Genomic DNA, 16591 nt, shown 5'->3' with positions numbered 1-16591 from the left:
TTTTTACTGATCAACCGGGATAATGGCGTGAGGTATAACTGGTAGATGGATTGTACTCTTCGCAAGTGGACACTGTGAATAAGAACCTCATCACAATAGGCGTTATCGTCATAATAATCGGTCTTCTCTGGCCATGGCTTCAGAAGATTCCTTTTGGACGTCTCCCTGGCGATATTGTCGTCAATCGCGACAATTTTCGTTTCTTTATGCCGATAACAACCTGTATCGTCATAAGTGTTGTTATCTCCCTGATCCTCTGGTGGTTCCGCAAATAATGTGTTTTGCTTGTTTAATATACTGTAATTTCTCGCTTTCCTCTGAAGAGTCTGTACTGCCACTCCACTCATATAAACCCGCTATTGTGTAATTCAACGAAACGTATTACTCTTAACGTGTGTTAGGTTTTGGTCTTGCTGTTTTCCATAATACAGAGGCTGGGAGATGACTACACACACAAAGGTGAAAGCGAAAAAAGCCAAGATTCAGCCCATGGAACGACGGAAGTACAGACGCTTCAAGGTGCTGCATGATGCCTTGCTTTGTAGCGCGGAGAACCTGGCTGAGATAATCGATATCAGTTCCGGAGGCATCGCCTGCAGAAGCCTGGTGGGGATGACGGACAGGGTTATCAGGCTGGATGATGTTGAACTGCTCAATTGTAACAATGGTACCGCTATACAGGGGCTTGAGTGTCGGCGGGTGGAGCGCCTCGTTTCAGACCGGGAAAAACGTAAAGCTTTGCCTGTGCCGCCCAATTGTTTTTTTGAGTTTGTTGGTCTCACGGCGTACCAGGCTGAGTCCCTTAGCAGTTTTATCGATAGTTGCAGCAAAAAAGTCGGGACTGAGATTGTCTACTCGTAATTGAACAAGGTAGGCAGGCAATCTCAGCAATTCAGAGTTTAACAGCAGTTATTCCGAACCATTTTCAGGAGCTAGCGGATTTCGTCACTATCCACATAGGCGTAGGCACTATGCTTATGGATGGACTCAAAACTCTCAACACTGGCGGAAAACCGATCTATTTCAGGGTGGGCCATTGCAGATTCAGCCACCTTGCGAACTACGTCTTCAACGAACATCGGATTGTTGAAAGCTCTTTCCGTTACATACTTTTCGTCCGGTCTTTTTAAGAGAGCATAGAGTTCACAGGAAGCTGATTGTTCAACGAGGCTAATCAGGTCTTCTATCCAGACGAACTTCTTCATCTCCACATTGAGTTTAACCTCGGCCCGCTGGTTGTGTGCTCCGTGCTGGCTGATTTCCTTGGAACACGGACATAACGTGGTAACAGGTACGGCGACACTCAGGGTCAGCCCTTCAGCTTCACCTATTCCGCCAGAAAAAGTGCAGCTGTACTCCATGAGGCTGCGAGTCTCGGTGACGGGTGCTTTTTTCTCGATAAAATAAGGGAAAGTCATTTCCAGTCGGGCGCTTTGTGAACCCAGGGCGCTCTGGACTTCCCGCAGGATCTCTCCGAAGCTTTCCCAGCTCAGTTCATCAAGGGACTGGTTGAGGATGCTCGTGAACGTCTCGACACAGCTCTCCCGTTTTGAGCTGGGTAGCTTGGCCTGCATGCTGATAGTGGCGATAGTATGTTGCAGGCCACCACCTTTCTGGAGCACTTTAACGGGAGTATGAATATTATTTATGCCGACAGCTTGGATGTGCATAACCCTCTCGTACCTTAGGTTATAAAATTTAAAGCCGGAAAGACATGCCCTTAATTCCTGATGTAATTGAATCGGGAAATGAGGCGTGTCTGATCCGAGCAAAACGGACAGGTAACGGTGATTCCTGTAAGAAACTTACTTACCCTTTTTTCGAATGGCAGACAATACTCTTTTCGGTGAGAAAATCTATCGCAACAATTTTTCAAGCGTTTCAGGTGAAATCGGTGTAACCTGTACAGTCCAATTCAGAAAATTTAGTTGTTACCTTCCAGGCACAATTCGGGCCAAAGAAATTGATCAGGTCAGAGTATGGAAACTTCATCAGGTCAGGTTCCTCATGTACGTATAGACAAATGGCTATGGGCTGCACGTTTTTTCAAGACGCGGTCTTTAGCGGCTAAGGCTGTCAATGGCGGTAAGGTACATTTGAACAATACCAGAGTGAAGGCGGCCAGAAATGTGCAGGAGGGAGATAAGCTGGTAATAAGTAAAGGCCAAGATGAATTTCACATAGAAGTACTCGCCGTAGCCAGTATGAGAAGACCGGCCAGTGAGGCGAGACTGTTGTATGAAGAGACGGAAGAAAGTATTCGGGAGCGTGAAAATCAAAGGGATATGCGGCGAATGATGAATGCAGGTCATGTGCATCCTACTGCCAAGCCCGATAAGCGTGATCGAAGAAAAATAAAAGCATTTATTCGTAAAGATTGATTGGAGGAGAGAATGGCTAAAATTGAGCGCGCGCTGATCAGCTTGACCGACAAATCAGGTATTGAGGGGTTTGCCCAGGAACTCGCTGATCTGGGCGTTGAGATACTTTCAACCGGTGGTACCGCCAAAAAGATCCGTGAGGCTGGTATAACGGTCAAGGATGTTTCGGAATTTACCGGTTTTCCGGAAATGCTCGATGGCCGGGTGAAAACCCTGCACCCCAAAGTTCATGGCGGTATACTTAACCAGAGGGCGAACGAGAGTCATCGGAGTCAGTGTGCCCAGCACAACATTCAGAATATCGACTTGATTGCGGTGAACCTCTATGCTTTTGAAAAAACTGTAGCGGACCCCGATTGCTCTCTGGCCGACGCTATCGAGAACATCGATATCGGTGGACCGACCATGCTGCGTTCTTCAGCAAAGAATTTTCACGATGTAACCGTCATCGTTGATCCTGCCGATTACCCACAGGTAATCAAAGAGATCAGGGAAACCGGCAATACAACACTCAAAACCCGCTTTAAGCTTGCTCGCAAGGTATTTGCCCTTACAGCGAAATATGACACTGTGATTTCAGCCTGGCTGGAAAAGGTTGATGTGGATTCCAACGAATATTTTGCCGGAGAGTAAATTATGTTAAAAATGGCGGTCCTGTTATCTGGCAGTGGCAGAACTCTGGATAACTTTCATGAGCGTATTCAGGCTGGTACCCTGAAGGGTGATATTCAGGTGGTTATCTCAAATGTTGATGGTGCCCTGGGGCTTGAAAAGGCACGGAACTATGGGTATCCGGCTTTCCACGCCACGGACAATGCAGCGATCAATGATATACTACAGGATTATTCTGTGGATATTATCTGCCTTGCTGGTTACCTGAAGCTGTATTCCCCGCCTGAGCATCTTGCTAAAAATGTGATTAATATTCATCCATCACTGATTCCTTCCTTTTGTGGTGATGGGTTTTATGGTCATCACGTGCACCAGGCCGTAAGGGATCGGGGCTGTACAGTGAGTGGTTGCACTGTGCATTTCGCCGATGACAAGTATGATGAAGGGCCGATCATTCTCCAGAAGACCGTTGACCTCGACTATGATGACGATGCAGACACAATTGCTTCCAAGGTGTTTGCCTTGGAATGTGAGGCTTTTCCCGAGGCGATTAACCGGGTGGCTGAGCGAGGGGTGGAATTTTTCTGGAAACGGGTGAAAGCGTGAGTAAAGTACAACGTACCATAATGAACTCGCAGGATATAGATCTTGCAATCAAGAGGATCGCCCTGCAGATTTTAGAGCGAAACCAGGCGGCTAGTAGCCTGGCAATAGTCGGAATTCATACCTGCGGCGTTTTTCTGGCGCAGCGGCTATTTGCCACACTCAAGGAGCTGGTGGGTGAGGATATTGCAGAAGTGCACTACGGTAGTCTCGATATAAACCTGTACCGGGATGACTGGAGTTTGATGTCGCAAAACCCTGTAGTACGAACCACCGACATACCATTTGATGTGGACAATTCACATCTTATTCTGGTTGATGATGTTATCTTCACTGGCAGAACAATTCGCGCTGCGATGGATGCCGTGATGGATTATGGAAGACCAACCTGCATACAGCTGGCCGCTCTGGTCGATCGCGGTGGCAGGGAGTTGCCCATTCAGCCTGATTTTGTCGGTATGCAGACCACAATTTTACCAAAGGAACGAATTCAGGTTTTGCTTGAAGAAAATTCCGATAGTAATGCGGTCGTAGTTGAAAGTTAATTTAGCTTAAGAGTTGTAGAGTAGTATGGAATTACTGGCCCCTGCCGGGAATGTAGAGAATTTTTATGCCGCCCTGGAAGCCGGGGCGGATGCAGTTTATGTCGGTGCACCTGGTATCAATGCCAGAAATCTCGCCCGGGATCTCAGCCTGGAAGAGATAGGTGCAATGATTGCCCACTGTCGCCGCCACGACAAGAAAATCTACGTGGCCGCAAACAGTATGATTCTTGAGAAAGAACTCACTGAGGTTATTGAAACTCTTGGAGTTCTCGAGTATCTGGCCCCTGATGGGCTGATTGTCCAGGATCTGGGTATTATTAATCTCGTTCGTCGTTATTTCCCCGAATTACAGATTCATGCTTCCACTCTGATGGCAGCACATAACCTGCAGAGTGTTGAGTTACTGGCCCGTATGGGCTGTAGCAGGGTGGTGCTGGCACGAGAGTTGACCCTGGCCGAAATAGAAGCCATAGCCAGGCGCACCGATGTGGAGCTTGAGGTTTTTGTGCATGGTGCCATGTGTTTTTCCTATTCCGGGTACTGCTTGTTTTCCTCATATCTGGGGGGCAAAAGCGGGCTGCGTGGCAGATGTGTACAGCCCTGCCGGCGTTCCTACGGAACTAACTCCGGCCAGCGTTCCGGGGCGAGAGGCGGTAGCCGACCGGATAGTCATCGGGGAAAGGGGAGTTATCTCTTTTCGATGAATGATCTCGACGGACTTGAGGTTGTAAAAGATCTCCGGGAATTGGGTGTTGCCTCTGTGAAAATCGAGGGTCGCCTGCGTTCCGCTCTGTATGTGGAAAAGGTGGTACGTGCTTACCGCAAGGTGATGGATGCACCGGAAAGCTCGTACAAAGAAGCTTTGGGTGAGGCCAAAATTCTGGTAGATCAGGCGATGAGCCGCAAAGTGAGTTCCGGCTACTTTTTCACACCTCAGCCTGCAGAGGCGATTACCCCGCACCACTCCGGTAATATGGGGCTTCACCTGGGTCGCGCCAGGGGCGCTGCCAGACAGGGGATGCTTCGGGTTGAATTGAAAGAGGGGCTGGCCGTCGGAGACAGGGTGCGCCTGCATCTTGAGCCTTCAGGCGAGCGCTTGGCTTTCAGTCTGAGAAAGTTGTTTCTTCGCGGGGCAGAGGTTGATTATGTTGCCGCCGGTGAAAATGCTGATCTGCTTCTCCCGGAGAAAGCTTTTGATAAGAGCTGGAAACATATCGACCTTTATAAGGTTGATGTCGGCAAAGGTGGTGGCTACGGGACAAAGCTTGCGGTAGCTGATGCTGCTCACGAAATTGGCAGGGCACGAAAAAAACTCTTACCCCACCTGATTTCGGTCAAGGAGAGAGTTTACGATACCGCGCACGACCCTGCATTTGCCAGTAAAGAACCCCTGAAGCAGCCACCGAGGAAGAAACAGCAGCAAAAGGGGAAGCGGCAGAATCATGGTGAGACTGTTAAGGTTAAGCTTCCCATGGATTGGTGGCTTAAGCTCGACTCGGCCAAGCCGATTCTTGCCAGCATGGTCTTGCGGCCGGATAAGTATATTATAACCCTGGATAAAAACAGCGTTCGCGATGCAGGCCAGCTTAAACGTTTGCTCGGTAAACAGTCCAAAAGTGTGACCTGGGCATTGCCGCCCATTATGCTTGACAGGGAACTCAGCAGAATGAAAAAGCATATCTCGATGCTTATTCGTTCCGGGTTCCGTTGTTTTCAGGTCAGCCATGTCAGCCAGATAGATCTTTTTGACGGTGAAAAAGTTTTCCTTACTGCCGATCACAGTTTGAACCTGCTCAACAACCAGGCATTGTTGTTTGCGGCGGAAGCTGGTTTTGAGTCTGTGCAGTTGGCGATGGAGGCAGACCGTGAAAGCATTCAGAACGCCGTGCAGGGTTATAAGCAAATGGGTGTTCCCGCTTCGAGAAAGACTGGTGGCAGACGAACAATGCGACTTGGCATGACTGTCTATGGTGCTCCGCCATTGTTTACAGCCAGACTCGCTGCATCGTTTTTCCAGTACAACAAGCCTGTTATCAGTCCCAAGCAGGAAGGGTTTGTAATCAGCAAAAAGGATGGTTTTACCCAGACCAGACCAGCCAGACCGTTTTCTTTGCTGCCCTATCTGTATGATCTGAAGTCAATGGGGATTGACTTTGCGGTTGTGGATCTGACAGGCGGCCTTTCCGGCAAGAAAGATCTTCAGGATCTTGCGGAGAGGATGAGCGGCAACGCCAGGAAACCGAAGCTGCCGACCTTTAACTACATGGGTACCCTTGAGTAGTACATGTTTTGGCAGGTCCTGAAGCGGGTGAACTCTAGTTGGCCCGCTTCAGCTTACTTTCGTCAAGCATTCGCATCCCTTCCATAAGCAGTTTCATGAAAAAACCGATTTCGGGTACTTCGAAATCCTCAGGCGGAATTCCCGGGGTGAAACGAAACCTGCCGGTGCTCTCTTTCAGTACCTGATAGAAGGCCACATCCCCCACGAATTTACCGTATTTGGCTTTGATGAGAGAGCCCTGCCTGAAAGAGAAGTAGGCAGAGCCATCGGTAAGTTCCGATATGGTGAGAATGCCTGTTTTATTATTGACGTTCAGGGTCTGGAAGAGCGCCTCGGGTGGAATTTCAGTTAAGTTGCCGATAATTCCGGACGAAAGATCTTTTGCTCGTATCGAATTGGAAGCCTTCAGTCGTTCAGCCATGAGCTTGGAGAAAAAGAGCTGTATGGCCGGAAAGCGATCGATGATTTTTCTGAAATTGTGATGATCGATATGGAGGATAGACGTGTCTTCGGTGACCTGAATGCTTGCACTGACCAACTCGTTGCAGATGAGACTCATCTCGCCAAAAACATCCCCCTTGCCGAGTTTGGAGATGATGATGCCTGAGTCATTCAAGACGTTTACCGATCCTGAGACAATGATATAGAAATTGCCTCCGGGGTCACCCTTTCTGATCACGAAATCGTTTTTGCAGAACTTGATCAATTTGAAAAAGCTGACGACCACTTCGTGATTGGACTCATCGATATATCTGAAAAATTCAAAATCACTGAGGACGTGCAATAATGAGCCAACCTCATTGGAGAGTTGCTGGTCACCACCGTTTATGGGGGCGGCATCTTCAATGGAGTGTTCAACTTTTACGGAACCTGTGCAGCCGCTGCAACTAAGCAGACAGATAGGAACTTTATCGCCTCGCTCATACTGAATGATTAATTTTGATAAATCACCATTCAAAATTTTGCAGATGTTCTTATCTTTTGGAAAGTTGACAATAGCGGTGGTAACTAGAGTGTTGTCCGAATTCTTGTTCAACGGGATCGAGATTCCGGTAAGCTTAAATGCATCACCATACTCGTAAAGAGGGCAGCTTCGGTTTTCAACAATACGAAAAATGACTTTCGGAAATCCCATTTTCTTAATTCTTAACGCTCTTGCAAATTGATATGTGTCTAAATTGATTGAGTAACTTAGCCAGTTTTAGGCCGAATCACAGAGTATCTTATAGAAGAGGGAGTGTCAAATATCATTTGGACAGAATCGTGGATAACATGGTATTATTTTTTGTTACTTGTTGACTAAAACAGGAAACCATATTATAAACTCTCTCTTTGTGAAAATAGATCATGGTGGACAGGTGACCACGGAAAGTGGCTCTGTCTGCTCATATCAGACTAAACCGGATAAAACCGGTCGGAATATATGAGAGTCAATAACAGGAGGAATTAATTCGTGGCTAATCATAAATCAGCTGAAAAGAGAAATCGTCAGGCTCAGGTGCGTCGTCTGCGCAATAAAGTGAACAAGACCCGGATGAAGACCCAGGTTCGCAAAGTGAACGAGGCAATCGTCGCCGGTGCTGAAGAAGATGCAAAGTCAGCACTTCAGGACGCTGTCTCCGTAATTGCCAAGACTGCTTCCAGGGGTACCATTCATAAGAAGACTGCATCCCGTAAAATTTCCCGTCTTACCAAGCGCGTCAACAAGATGGAGCCGCTTGCGTAATTCCGCCTGTAGCTCTCTATTACCGGCTTAGTCCGGCAGGTTGGTGTGAAATTGTAAAGCCGTAGGATCATAAGATTCTACGGCTTTTTTCGTTTACATTGTTAAGAAGCTGGACAAATTCGATTAATAACTGGTATGTTATGATCTTCACGAGTTAGTATTTTTTCCATTTCTGTGAAGTTTCCTATCACATAGCATTTCCATGCAACCTAGAGAATATTTTCCTGACGTAAAGAGATTTTCCACAATGCTGGAGTCTTCTCAGCTTGTGCCGGTCTATACCGAGATCGTTGCGGACCTCGATACTCCTCTCACCCTGTTTGCCAAAGTTTCCGAAGCCCACGAACGTATCTTTCTATTTGAGAGTATGGAAGGTGGTGAAAAGTGGGGCAGGTATTCTTTCATCGGTTTTGATCCGCTGACGACTTTCGTCTCAAAAGACGAGAACATTGAAATTACAGATTTCAGTGTAACGCCCCCTGAAAAAAAGGTAATTACCGGCAATCCTCTAGACGCGCTACGTAACCTCATCGAAGATCTAGAGGCTGCAGAGTATGAAAACCTGCCCCGCTTCTGTGGTGGGGCTGTAGGTTTCTTAGGCTATGACATGGTGCGGTTCATGGAAGAACTGCCAGATGTGAATAGCCCTGTTGATTTGCCGGATTCGTCCTTCATGATCCCGAGAATCGTGCTGGTTTATGACAGCCTCAAGCAGAAAGTAACTGTAGTCTGTTGGGTGAAGAATGACCAGGGTGACAGTCAAAAGCTTTACCGGGATGCCAGATCGGCCATTGATGCTGTAGTTGATCGCTTGCGGGGGCCTGTTCCTGAAAACTATCTGCAACAGTCTGATAAAGAGTTTGCCACATCGCACAGCTTTACCTCAAATATGAGTCAAGCTGATTTTCAGCAGATGGTTGAGCGGGCTAAAGAGTACATCAGGGCGGGCGATATTATCCAAGTGGTGTTGTCTCAGCGGTTTCATACCACCACTGCGTTGCCGCCAATGTTACTTTACAGGGCTCTCAGACAAATCAATCCCAGCCCATATCTCTTCTTTTTGAAACTCGGAGATTTGATCCAGATAGGTTCATCACCCGAGATTCTGGTACGAAAAGATGGCAACCACATCGAACTTCGACCGATTGCCGGTACACGTAGACGTGGTGTGACAGAGGCGGAAGATCTCGCCCTGGCAAAAGAGCTGCTCGCTGATCCGAAGGAACGTGCCGAGCATCTTATGCTTGTAGATCTGGGCAGAAACGATGTCGGTCGTGTAGCCGAGGGCGGTCAGGTCGAGGTGCGTGATTTGCTGGTAATCGAGAGATATAGCCACGTAATGCACATCGTTTCGGGTGTGCATGGCATTATCGCTCAGGACAAAGATCAATTCGATGTCATGTCCGCCTGCTTTCCTGCCGGGACAGTAAGCGGCGCTCCCAAAATCAGGGCAATGGAGATTATTGACGAGCTGGAGCCTGAAAGACGCGGACCTTATGCCGGTGCGGTGGGGTATTTCGGTTTTTCGGGCAATATGGACTTCTGTATTACTATCAGGACATTTGTGATGAGCGGTGAGAATCTCTGGGTCCAGGCGGGTGCCGGGATCGTTGCCGATTCCGATCCTGATAAAGAGTATGAAGAAACTATCAATAAATCAATGGGATTACGCCGGGCACTCGAGCTTGCTGAGAAAGGATTCTAGATCATGCTAGTCATTATAGATAATTACGACTCCTTCACCTATAACATCGTCCAGACCATCGCAGGGAATGTCAGGGCTGAAGGGAGGAATGAAGAAATTCGGGTCTATCGCAACGACAAGATCAGTATAAAGGAGATCGAACAGTTAAAGCCCCGGCGGTTATTGATCTCTCCAGGCCCCTGCACTCCGCAGGAGGCTGGTATTTCGATTGAGGCAATAAAGTATTTTGCCGGCAATCTCCCGGTATTGGGGGTATGTCTCGGACATCAGTCCATGGGTGAGGCGTTCGGTGGCAGAACCATCCGTGCTGCCCGAATTATGCATGGAAAAACCAGCCCGATGCATCACGACGGTAGAGGTGTTTTCCGTGGGTTGCCGAATCCATTTGACGGCATGCGTTACCATTCATTGATCGTTGAGGAAGAGACTTTGCCTGAATGCTTTGAAATAACGTGTCGGACAGATGAAGGCGAGTTGATGGGGATTCGACACAAAAAGCTGCCCCTTGAGGGTGTGCAGTTTCATCCGGAATCGATTATGACGCCGGCGGGTATACAATTGCTTAAAAATTTCATGGATCCAGACTATCCGGAATTGATGTAATCAGCAAAACAATAAAGGGATGCAGGAGAGGCCGTTGGTCTCGACGGCACAGTAAGCATTGGGAGCAGGGAAAAGATGGATATCAAAGCGGCTATAGACCGGGTAGTGAAGCGGGGAGATCTCAGTGAGGCAGAAATGCGGGATGTGATGAATATTATCATGAGCGGAGAGGCAACCTCCGCCCAGGTGGGTTCATTCATTACAGCCTTGCGGATGAAGGGTGAGACTATCGATGAGATCGTCGGTGCCGTGCGGGTTATGCGCGATAAAGCGACTTTTGTCGATACCGGTGTTCAGACTGAAGATGGCGAATTGCTCATGGATATAGTCGGTACAGGTGGTGATGGTGCAGGTACTTTCAATGTCTCGACCACTACCTCCTTTGTTGTTGCTGCGGCCGATGTTCCTGTGGCCAAGCATGGCAACCGTGCCGTGTCCTCAAAATGTGGTAGTGCTGATGTCCTTGAGGCGCTTGGGGTCGACCTGACCATGAAAGCGGATCAGGTTGCTGACTGCGTAAAACAGGTTGGCATAGGCTTTTTGTTTGCGCCAATGCTGCATGGGGCAATGAAGCATGCTATCGGTCCCCGCCGTGAAATCGGTATCCGCACTATCTTTAATATTCTGGGGCCAATGACGAATCCGGCAGGTGCGAATGTCCAGTTGACAGGTGTCTTTGATAAAGAACTCACCACAATCCTGGCTGAGGTCCTGGTGCGACTCGGGATGAAGAGGACCCTGGTTGTCTGGGGTGAAGGTAACCTGGATGAGATGACCACAACCGGTACTACCTACGTAGCTGATGGCAGGGACGGCAAAGTGGAAAACTATACTGTAGAGCCAGAAGATCTCGGTTTGAGGCGGGCGACTATGGTCGAATTGCAAGGTGGCGAAAGCGCAGAGGAATCTGCTACACAGGTCCGGGATATTCTGGCCGGGGAAAAGGGACCGAAGCGTGACATGGTATTACTGAATGCCGCAGGAGCCTTGCTGGTGGCTGGCAAGGTTACCGACCTCAAGGATGGAGTAACCATGGCAGAGGAACTGATAGACAGTGGAAAGGCGCTGGCCAAACTGGACGGGCTTGTTGCATACTGTACGAAATAGTAGCTGTAAATCAGTTGAACAAGTTCGAATAAGCATAGCCTTGGATTGACGAAAATGATTTTAGATAAAATAGTTGAGAGAAAGCGGGAAGAAGTAGAGATACTGAAAAAAAATGGTATCTCATTGCCAGCTGACTTTGTAGATTCAGAAATATCACCTCCCAGAGGGTTTGTCAGAGCTCTGGTCGATTACCCTGGAGTGTCTATTATCGCTGAAGTGAAAAAAGCGTCTCCCTCCAAAGGAGTCATCAGCCATAATTTTAATCCTGTAAAAATCGCCGAGAATTATCAGCTACTTGGCGCTCAGGCAATATCTGTCCTGACTGATGTCGACTTTTTTCAGGGGAGTCTCAAATATTTGATGCAGATTCGCCAGGCGGTGAACCTGCCGGTGATACGAAAAGATTTCATCATTGATCCGTTGCAGATAGAAGAGGCACACCGCCATGGGGCCGATGCTATCCTGCTTATAGCAGCGATTCTCGATGAGTCGCAGCTGCGGGACTATCAGGCCCAGGCTCTTGAGTATGGTATGGACAGTCTGGTGGAGGTACACGATGAGGCCGAGCTGGATAAAGCCTTGGCAGCAGGATGTTCGCTATTGGGTGTGAACAACAGAAATCTGAATGATTTTTCCATGGATCTGGGCACCACCCTCAGGTTGAAGAAGCTGGTACCTGCCGACATTCCAGTCGTCAGTGAGTCAGGATTGAAAACCAGAGAAGACATAGAGGCACTAGAAGAAGCAGGAATAGCCGCAGCCCTTATCGGTGAATCGCTGATGCGGGCAGGCAGTTCGGGCACATTACTGCAAGAATTACGAAAATAATTGTTCTCCTTCCGAATGATAGGATCAATAATGCACAGTAGAACGAGGATAAAGGTCTGTGGCATTACCAATGCCGATGACGCAATAGCAGCAATCAATCTGGGAGTGGATGCAATCGGTTTTATTTTTGCCGAGAGCAGCCCCCGTTACATCTCACCGGAAGATGCCAAGGAGATTGTGGCTGATCTGCCCCCCTTTATCCATATAGTCGGGGTTTTTGTAGACAAAGACCCTGTAGAGATTGAGGAGATAATCGATTATTGCGGATTAACCCATGTGCAGTTGCATGGCAGCGAAGATGCGGAGTATTGCGCCAAGCTTGCCCAGAATGCGAATCCCTGCATGCTGATTAAGGCGATACGGGTGGGTTCTTCCAGCAAAGCTGAGGATTTTGCACCTTATCAGGATATCGTGAAAGGGTTCCTGCTCGATACCTTTGTCGAGGGGCAGGAAGGAGGGACAGGCAAGACTTTTGACTGGGCAATGATCGAGTCGCTTGATCTTAAACTCCCGGTTATCCTGGCTGGAGGACTCACCCCAGAAAATATCAGCGATGCTATCCGTGCGGTGCGACCATTTGCAGTTGATGTGAACTCAGGGGTCGAGCGTGAACCGGGCAGGAAAAATATTGATAAACTCGAGGCCCTGGTGAAACAGGTGATTTCCACCGATCTTGCTGTGTAATTAACGGAATACGTTTTTTCACAACATAGTGCTATCTGGTTGCTGAATAGATGTTATCTGGCGACCAGGAAAGCACCGTTGTAGCCGTGCTGGATAAGCGCGGCTTCGGCTCTTTTTGCTATGGACAGCTCGTTGCCGGCGTAAACGTGAACTCTGTAGTAAATCCTGTCCAGGCCCTGATGCGTTTTAATCAAGGCGCTATGACCTGCGTCCGTAAATCTCTTCATTAACCTCAAGGCGTTGTCCCGTCGGCTGAATGAGCCGATCTGCACATAAAACTCGCCGTGGTACAGGTCTGGCAGTGGCTTTTTGCCAGAAGCTGAGGCGGCAAGTTGAGTGGTGTCCGCAAGGGCTACAATCTGTACTTTGGCAAGTCCGTGCTGCACGATATCCAACTTGTTGGCTGCAGTATAGCTGAGGTCGATGATCCTGCCACGGACAAAAGGTCCCCTGTCATTTACCCGCACGATAGTTTCTTTGCCATTCTCCAGATTTTTGACGAGCAACATAGTCCCCATCGGTAAGGTCTTGTGAGCCGCAGTCATGGCATACATATCGTAACGCTCGCCGTTGGAGGTAGTTCTGCCGTGGAATTTTTTGCCATACCAGGAAGCTACCCCCCGTTCAGTAAAACCATGAGCGTGGGGTATTGGGTAGTAGGTAATGTTTTTTATGGTATAGGGACGCTGGGTAGGTTCGTTGCCGGAGTTGGTGTTCGCGCCGGGGCTGCTGACCGGGTAATTGCTCTTGGAACAGCCACCGAGTAAAAGCAGGACTGTCAGAAATACAATTGCACTGTACGAAAAACGGTTGGCGAGCGGCTTGCGAACTACCCTAATCGTCGTTTGTCTAAAGGTCAGAGTGTGAGGCATAATTTTTTTGTCAGCTTAAAACGATGAATATAAGCGGTAAACGCTTCGCAAAGGCAAAAGCAGTCCAAGTTTATTTGCTGTCCTGGGAAGCTTCTTCGGAACGGAGAAAATCCCTGAGTCGTTGTTCGTAGTAGATGCCGGCAGGCCCAGTGGTATGAGGTGTGTAAGGAACCTTTCCCTGATTTGGAGCAAGAGACGGGATGCTGTCAAAATGAACCTCCTCGTCTTCATCTATCCAGGAGAGAGAAATATCAAGTTTTGGACGGACAACCTGAATTGTGCCGTCATCCGCTCGACCGAGTAGCGGTTCCTCCCAGCGGCGCATTACAAAACCTTTATACCATATGCCGAGCCTCATATCGCCTGTTATTTTATCCGACATTTCAGGTGGTAATTCATCTTTATCATAGTCAAGGTTATGTTCGAGCAGGGTTTCCACCTCTTTACTGCCCTGGACTGTGAGCCGGTCCCAGCTATAGTAGTCGTCAAGATCGGAGCGCAGCAAGTTGGTGCCAGTGTCATTAAAACTCCATTGTGCGTGACACACCTGGCAGGAGACTGCCTGGTATATCTCATGGGCCCGGTTTTTCATCACCGGTAGCGCATGGGAAGAACCGCTTTTGGAAGTGAAGGAGTAGCCATCAGGCGTTGGGGTGACCCCGGAAGGCAGCTCCATTTCGAGCAAAGTCTTTTCATGGCAGGAGCTGCATGTTTTTGCTTCAGGCTTGCTCATGGTGTTGGGGAGGTCACTACCGTAGCTCGTCATCAGTTCAGCACCATGGCAGTCTACACAGAGCATTCCACGTCGTTGGTGAACGTCGGCAGCAAGATCATGGTAATCCACCCCGTATGGCCTGTCTGTAAAATCAGCGGCGCTGTACGGGGTGCGGTATTCGTGATTGAAGTCATGCTCGAATCGGCCATAGTAGTCGAAACCAACCCGGTTTCCATAATGACAGGAGAGGCAGGCAGTATCCTGGGGAGTGGCACTGAAGGCATGAGAGGAGAGCTCTCCATCTTGATAGTTGAGATGACATGCAGCGCAGCCGGTGCCGTGTTTTGTGGCGCTGTACTCATCACCAGAAGAAAAAAGGTGGCATCGCAGACAGCGCCTGCGAAGAAGATCCTCGGAGAGTTCAAGCGGTGTTTCTGGGTTTTCAATAACAGGGATCTCTAAAAGATTGGGGATATCCTCTTTCGCCCCGAAACCTTTCCTGACAAGGTTCACGAGATTTTTTTGGGTATAATGAAGTGACTGGGGCAGGGAATCGGCTTGCTCCCGGTGGCATTCTGCGCATATTGTCGAGATATTGTCCGGATGAGCAGGCTGGGCAATAAGGTTGACATGCGCCTCGGCAATTTCAGATGATTCGGCATTTCCCTGATGGCAGACAGTGCATGACATCTGATGCGAAGAGTCGGCCATTGCTTCATGACATGCTAGACAGGTAGATTCCGGATGTTTTTTTTCTTCCACGCAGCCGGAAATTGCAACAAGTACGACTATCCCAAGGCATAGCAGGCAGGGGTGGACGTGATTTTTGCAGAAAAATATCATTACAATTGCTACCTGTTTATTGTTAAGTTGATGGAATTACATTCGAAAATATCAAGGTAAGAAAGCTCCTCTGATAAGGCCATTTTATATTGTATAATAGTTGAACTTTCAATGATTACCTGATATATAGGCTTCTCAATGTGCCAGCATAGCTCAGTTGGTAGAGCGGCGCTCTCGTAAAGCGTAGGTCAGGAGTTCGATTCTCCTTGCTGGCTCCAGAAATACAACAAGCCCCTTTCCGGTTTCCGGGAAGGGGCTTTGTCGTTTCTAAATTTACAGTATCCAGGGATTGATCAATTGAAAACAGGAAGACTTGCCAGATTCGGTGGCGTCTCGTAAAGCTCATCCAGCCATGGATTGCGCTGATTGCGTACGACAACAAAGCGCATGTTGGGGGTGAAGTTGAATTTCTCCCCTCTTACAGCAGCACGATTTCGGCGGCCCTTAGTTGTACCTTTTGCTTTTTTCGATTTTTTAGTCTGCATCTTCTTTTCTTCAAGCAAGAAAATATTCCATTCGAGTTACTTGATCCTGGTTTGAGCAGCGGTACAGCACATCTTAAATGTTAGGATATGTCCTGTAAATAGGTATAAATACGTTGTTTGTGTTGGGTTTGTGTTGTTTTTGAGAGATTAATTTTAAAACCAACAAGTTACATGATATGCAAAAAATGAATACAACCTTGAATATCAGCATCTTTACGAAGAATTCAGGTGAATTGTCTGGAGTCATCGAATCCCTTCGAAGTGTTTTATAGGGATTGGAGTATGACGGACGATGGGTTTCTGCAATGTCGCTGAATAGCCAAAGCTGAACAGGCACGTTTGGTGATCTGAAATGAACGGATGATCAATTTTGAGAAAATTGTCTGGTAATGGCTGAAAATAAAAAAGCCGTAGAGCTTGAAAATCAAGTTCTACGGCTTCTGAGTTCCTGGTGCCTAGGGCGAGAATCGAACTCGCACGGGCGCAAGGCCCACGAGATTTTAAGTCTCGGGTGTCTACCAGTTCCACCACCCAGGCAAGGTCGTTTCTAATAACATAATTTTTGGAAGCTTGTCAATCGCAATCGCGCTATTAGTAACGT

At 48.1% G+C, this 16591-nt stretch carries 17 protein-coding genes, 2 tRNA genes and 1 pseudogene; 14 read left to right on the top strand and 6 right to left on the bottom strand.

The genetic code is table 11. The features are described from left to right. Window positions 1-74: 74 nt before the first annotated feature. Together ACN5NT_RS07365 and ACN5NT_RS07360 are read left to right on the top strand one after the other, a co-directional pair. Window positions 75-275, top strand: a complete 201-nt coding sequence (locus tag ACN5NT_RS07365; RefSeq protein WP_217907594.1) for a DUF2905 domain-containing protein — start codon at window positions 75-77, stop codon at window positions 273-275. A 166-nt stretch (window positions 276-441) separates the two neighbouring features. Then, window positions 442-861: a hypothetical protein gene (locus tag ACN5NT_RS07360; RefSeq protein WP_136799210.1), complete on the top strand. Its 420-nt coding sequence runs from the start codon at window positions 442-444 to the stop codon at window positions 859-861. A 71-nt stretch (window positions 862-932) separates the two neighbouring features. On the opposite strand, the gene folE2 is transcribed toward ACN5NT_RS07360, so the two are convergent. Then, window positions 933-1670 (bottom strand): GTP cyclohydrolase FolE2, encoded by a 738-nt coding sequence (gene folE2 / locus ACN5NT_RS07355; protein ID WP_136799211.1) that lies wholly within the window; start codon window positions 1668-1670, stop codon window positions 933-935. A 309-nt stretch (window positions 1671-1979) separates the two neighbouring features. On the opposite strand from folE2, the gene ACN5NT_RS07350 reads away from it, so the two are divergent. The 5 genes and pseudogenes from ACN5NT_RS07350 (at window position 1980) to ACN5NT_RS07330 (ending at window position 6422) form a co-directional block, all read left to right on the top strand. After that, complete coding sequence (locus ACN5NT_RS07350; protein WP_136799212.1) at window positions 1980-2381, top strand: RNA-binding S4 domain-containing protein; 402 nt, start codon at window positions 1980-1982, stop codon at window positions 2379-2381. A gap of 12 nt (window positions 2382-2393) precedes the next feature. Next, window positions 2394-2969 (top strand): annotated as a pseudogene (locus ACN5NT_RS07345) (IMP cyclohydrolase); the annotation flags it as partial. A 48-nt stretch (window positions 2970-3017) separates the two neighbouring features. Further along, a complete protein-coding gene (locus tag ACN5NT_RS07340; protein WP_136799214.1) occupies window positions 3018-3599 on the top strand; it encodes a formyltransferase family protein in 582 nt (193 codons plus the stop codon). Continuing rightward, complete coding sequence (pyrR, locus tag ACN5NT_RS07335) at window positions 3596-4141, top strand: bifunctional pyr operon transcriptional regulator/uracil phosphoribosyltransferase PyrR (protein WP_267313994.1); 546 nt, start codon at window positions 3596-3598, stop codon at window positions 4139-4141. The genes ACN5NT_RS07340 and pyrR overlap by 4 nt, the downstream gene beginning before the upstream one ends. Before the next feature lie 25 nt (window positions 4142-4166). Then, the gene (locus ACN5NT_RS07330) at window positions 4167-6422 is read left to right on the top strand and encodes a peptidase U32 family protein (protein WP_136799215.1); all 2256 of its coding nucleotides are present in this window, start codon (window positions 4167-4169) and stop codon (window positions 6420-6422) included. Between the two features lie 34 nt (window positions 6423-6456). Here ACN5NT_RS07330 and ACN5NT_RS07325 read toward each other — a convergent pair whose 3' ends face one another. Beyond that, window positions 6457-7557 (bottom strand): cyclic nucleotide-binding domain-containing protein, encoded by a 1101-nt coding sequence (locus ACN5NT_RS07325; protein ID WP_136799216.1) that lies wholly within the window; start codon window positions 7555-7557, stop codon window positions 6457-6459. A gap of 318 nt (window positions 7558-7875) precedes the next feature. Here ACN5NT_RS07325 and rpsT point away from each other — a divergent pair, with 318 nt between their 5' ends. The 6 genes from rpsT (at window position 7876) to ACN5NT_RS07295 (ending at window position 13075) form a co-directional block, all read left to right on the top strand. Beyond that, window positions 7876-8148 carry a 30S ribosomal protein S20 gene (gene rpsT, locus ACN5NT_RS07320; protein ID WP_136799217.1) on the top strand — a complete coding sequence of 91 codons (273 nt, stop codon included), beginning with the start codon at window positions 7876-7878 and terminating at the stop codon, window positions 8146-8148. A gap of 247 nt (window positions 8149-8395) precedes the next feature. After that, the gene (gene trpE, locus ACN5NT_RS07315; RefSeq protein ID WP_167495870.1) at window positions 8396-9853 is read left to right on the top strand and encodes an anthranilate synthase component I; all 1458 of its coding nucleotides are present in this window, start codon (window positions 8396-8398) and stop codon (window positions 9851-9853) included. Between the two features lie 3 nt (window positions 9854-9856). Continuing rightward, on the top strand, window positions 9857-10456 hold the full coding sequence (locus ACN5NT_RS07310) for an anthranilate synthase component II (RefSeq protein WP_136799219.1): 600 nt from the start codon (window positions 9857-9859) through the stop codon (window positions 10454-10456). A gap of 75 nt (window positions 10457-10531) precedes the next feature. Then, window positions 10532-11563 carry an anthranilate phosphoribosyltransferase gene (gene trpD / locus ACN5NT_RS07305; protein ID WP_136799220.1) on the top strand — a complete coding sequence of 344 codons (1032 nt, stop codon included), beginning with the start codon at window positions 10532-10534 and terminating at the stop codon, window positions 11561-11563. Window positions 11564-11617: 54 nt separating this feature from the next. After that, window positions 11618-12391, top strand: coding sequence for an indole-3-glycerol phosphate synthase TrpC (trpC, locus tag ACN5NT_RS07300; protein ID WP_136799221.1), 774 nt, complete (start codon window positions 11618-11620; stop codon window positions 12389-12391). Window positions 12392-12421: 30 nt separating this feature from the next. Further along, the gene (locus ACN5NT_RS07295) at window positions 12422-13075 is read left to right on the top strand and encodes a phosphoribosylanthranilate isomerase (protein WP_419174985.1); all 654 of its coding nucleotides are present in this window, start codon (window positions 12422-12424) and stop codon (window positions 13073-13075) included. Window positions 13076-13128: 53 nt separating this feature from the next. On the opposite strand, the gene ACN5NT_RS07290 is transcribed toward ACN5NT_RS07295, so the two are convergent. Next, window positions 13129-13947, bottom strand: coding sequence for a septal ring lytic transglycosylase RlpA family protein (locus ACN5NT_RS07290; RefSeq protein ID WP_419174984.1), 819 nt, complete (start codon window positions 13945-13947; stop codon window positions 13129-13131). 70 nt (window positions 13948-14017) lie between these two features. Continuing rightward, a complete protein-coding gene (locus ACN5NT_RS07285; protein ID WP_419174983.1) occupies window positions 14018-15505 on the bottom strand; it encodes a hypothetical protein in 1488 nt (495 codons plus the stop codon). Between the two features lie 142 nt (window positions 15506-15647). Here ACN5NT_RS07285 and ACN5NT_RS07280 point away from each other — a divergent pair. Continuing rightward, a tRNA-Thr gene (locus tag ACN5NT_RS07280) sits at window positions 15648-15723 on the top strand. 75 nt (window positions 15724-15798) lie between these two features. On the opposite strand, the gene ACN5NT_RS07275 is transcribed toward ACN5NT_RS07280, so the two are convergent. Both ACN5NT_RS07275 and ACN5NT_RS07270 read right to left on the bottom strand, forming a co-directional pair. Then, a complete protein-coding gene (locus ACN5NT_RS07275; RefSeq protein ID WP_136799225.1) occupies window positions 15799-16008 on the bottom strand; it encodes a hypothetical protein in 210 nt (69 codons plus the stop codon). 431 nt (window positions 16009-16439) lie between these two features. Continuing rightward, window positions 16440-16527, bottom strand: a tRNA-Leu gene (locus ACN5NT_RS07270). Between the last annotated feature and the right edge of the window lie 64 nt (window positions 16528-16591).

The sequence above is a fragment of the Desulfosediminicola sp. genome, from assembly GCF_048381775.1.
GTDB lineage: Bacteria > Desulfobacterota > Desulfobulbia > Desulfobulbales > Desulfocapsaceae > Desulfopila > Desulfopila ganghwensis.
The sequence above is the reverse complement of the archived record's forward strand: the minus strand, read 5'-3'. Positions and strand labels throughout refer to the sequence as shown.

What these genes read in the sequence shown, in the direction of transcription:
- trpD (WP_136799220.1), top strand. Translation starts at nt 10,532, where the DNA reads ATGGATATCAAAGCGGCTATAGACCGGGTAGTGAAGCGGGGAGATCTC.
- ACN5NT_RS07310 (WP_136799219.1), top strand. Translation starts at nt 9,857, where the DNA reads ATGCTAGTCATTATAGATAATTACGACTCCTTCACCTATAACATCGTC.
- ACN5NT_RS07325 (WP_136799216.1), bottom strand. Translation starts at nt 7,557, where the DNA reads ATGGGATTTCCGAAAGTCATTTTTCGTATTGTTGAAAACCGAAGCTGC.
- ACN5NT_RS07330 (WP_136799215.1), top strand. Translation starts at nt 4,167, where the DNA reads ATGGAATTACTGGCCCCTGCCGGGAATGTAGAGAATTTTTATGCCGCC.
- trpC (WP_136799221.1), top strand. Translation starts at nt 11,618, where the DNA reads ATGATTTTAGATAAAATAGTTGAGAGAAAGCGGGAAGAAGTAGAGATA.
- ACN5NT_RS07295 (WP_419174985.1), top strand. Translation starts at nt 12,422, where the DNA reads ATGCACAGTAGAACGAGGATAAAGGTCTGTGGCATTACCAATGCCGAT.
- ACN5NT_RS07285 (WP_419174983.1), bottom strand. Translation starts at nt 15,505, where the DNA reads ATGATATTTTTCTGCAAAAATCACGTCCACCCCTGCCTGCTATGCCTT.
- ACN5NT_RS07340 (WP_136799214.1), top strand. Translation starts at nt 3,018, where the DNA reads ATGTTAAAAATGGCGGTCCTGTTATCTGGCAGTGGCAGAACTCTGGAT.
- ACN5NT_RS07360 (WP_136799210.1), top strand. Translation starts at nt 442, where the DNA reads ATGACTACACACACAAAGGTGAAAGCGAAAAAAGCCAAGATTCAGCCC.
- ACN5NT_RS07290 (WP_419174984.1), bottom strand. Translation starts at nt 13,947, where the DNA reads ATGCCTCACACTCTGACCTTTAGACAAACGACGATTAGGGTAGTTCGC.
- ACN5NT_RS07350 (WP_136799212.1), top strand. Translation starts at nt 1,980, where the DNA reads ATGGAAACTTCATCAGGTCAGGTTCCTCATGTACGTATAGACAAATGG.
- folE2 (WP_136799211.1), bottom strand. Translation starts at nt 1,670, where the DNA reads ATGCACATCCAAGCTGTCGGCATAAATAATATTCATACTCCCGTTAAA.
- trpE (WP_167495870.1), top strand. Translation starts at nt 8,396, where the DNA reads ATGCTGGAGTCTTCTCAGCTTGTGCCGGTCTATACCGAGATCGTTGCG.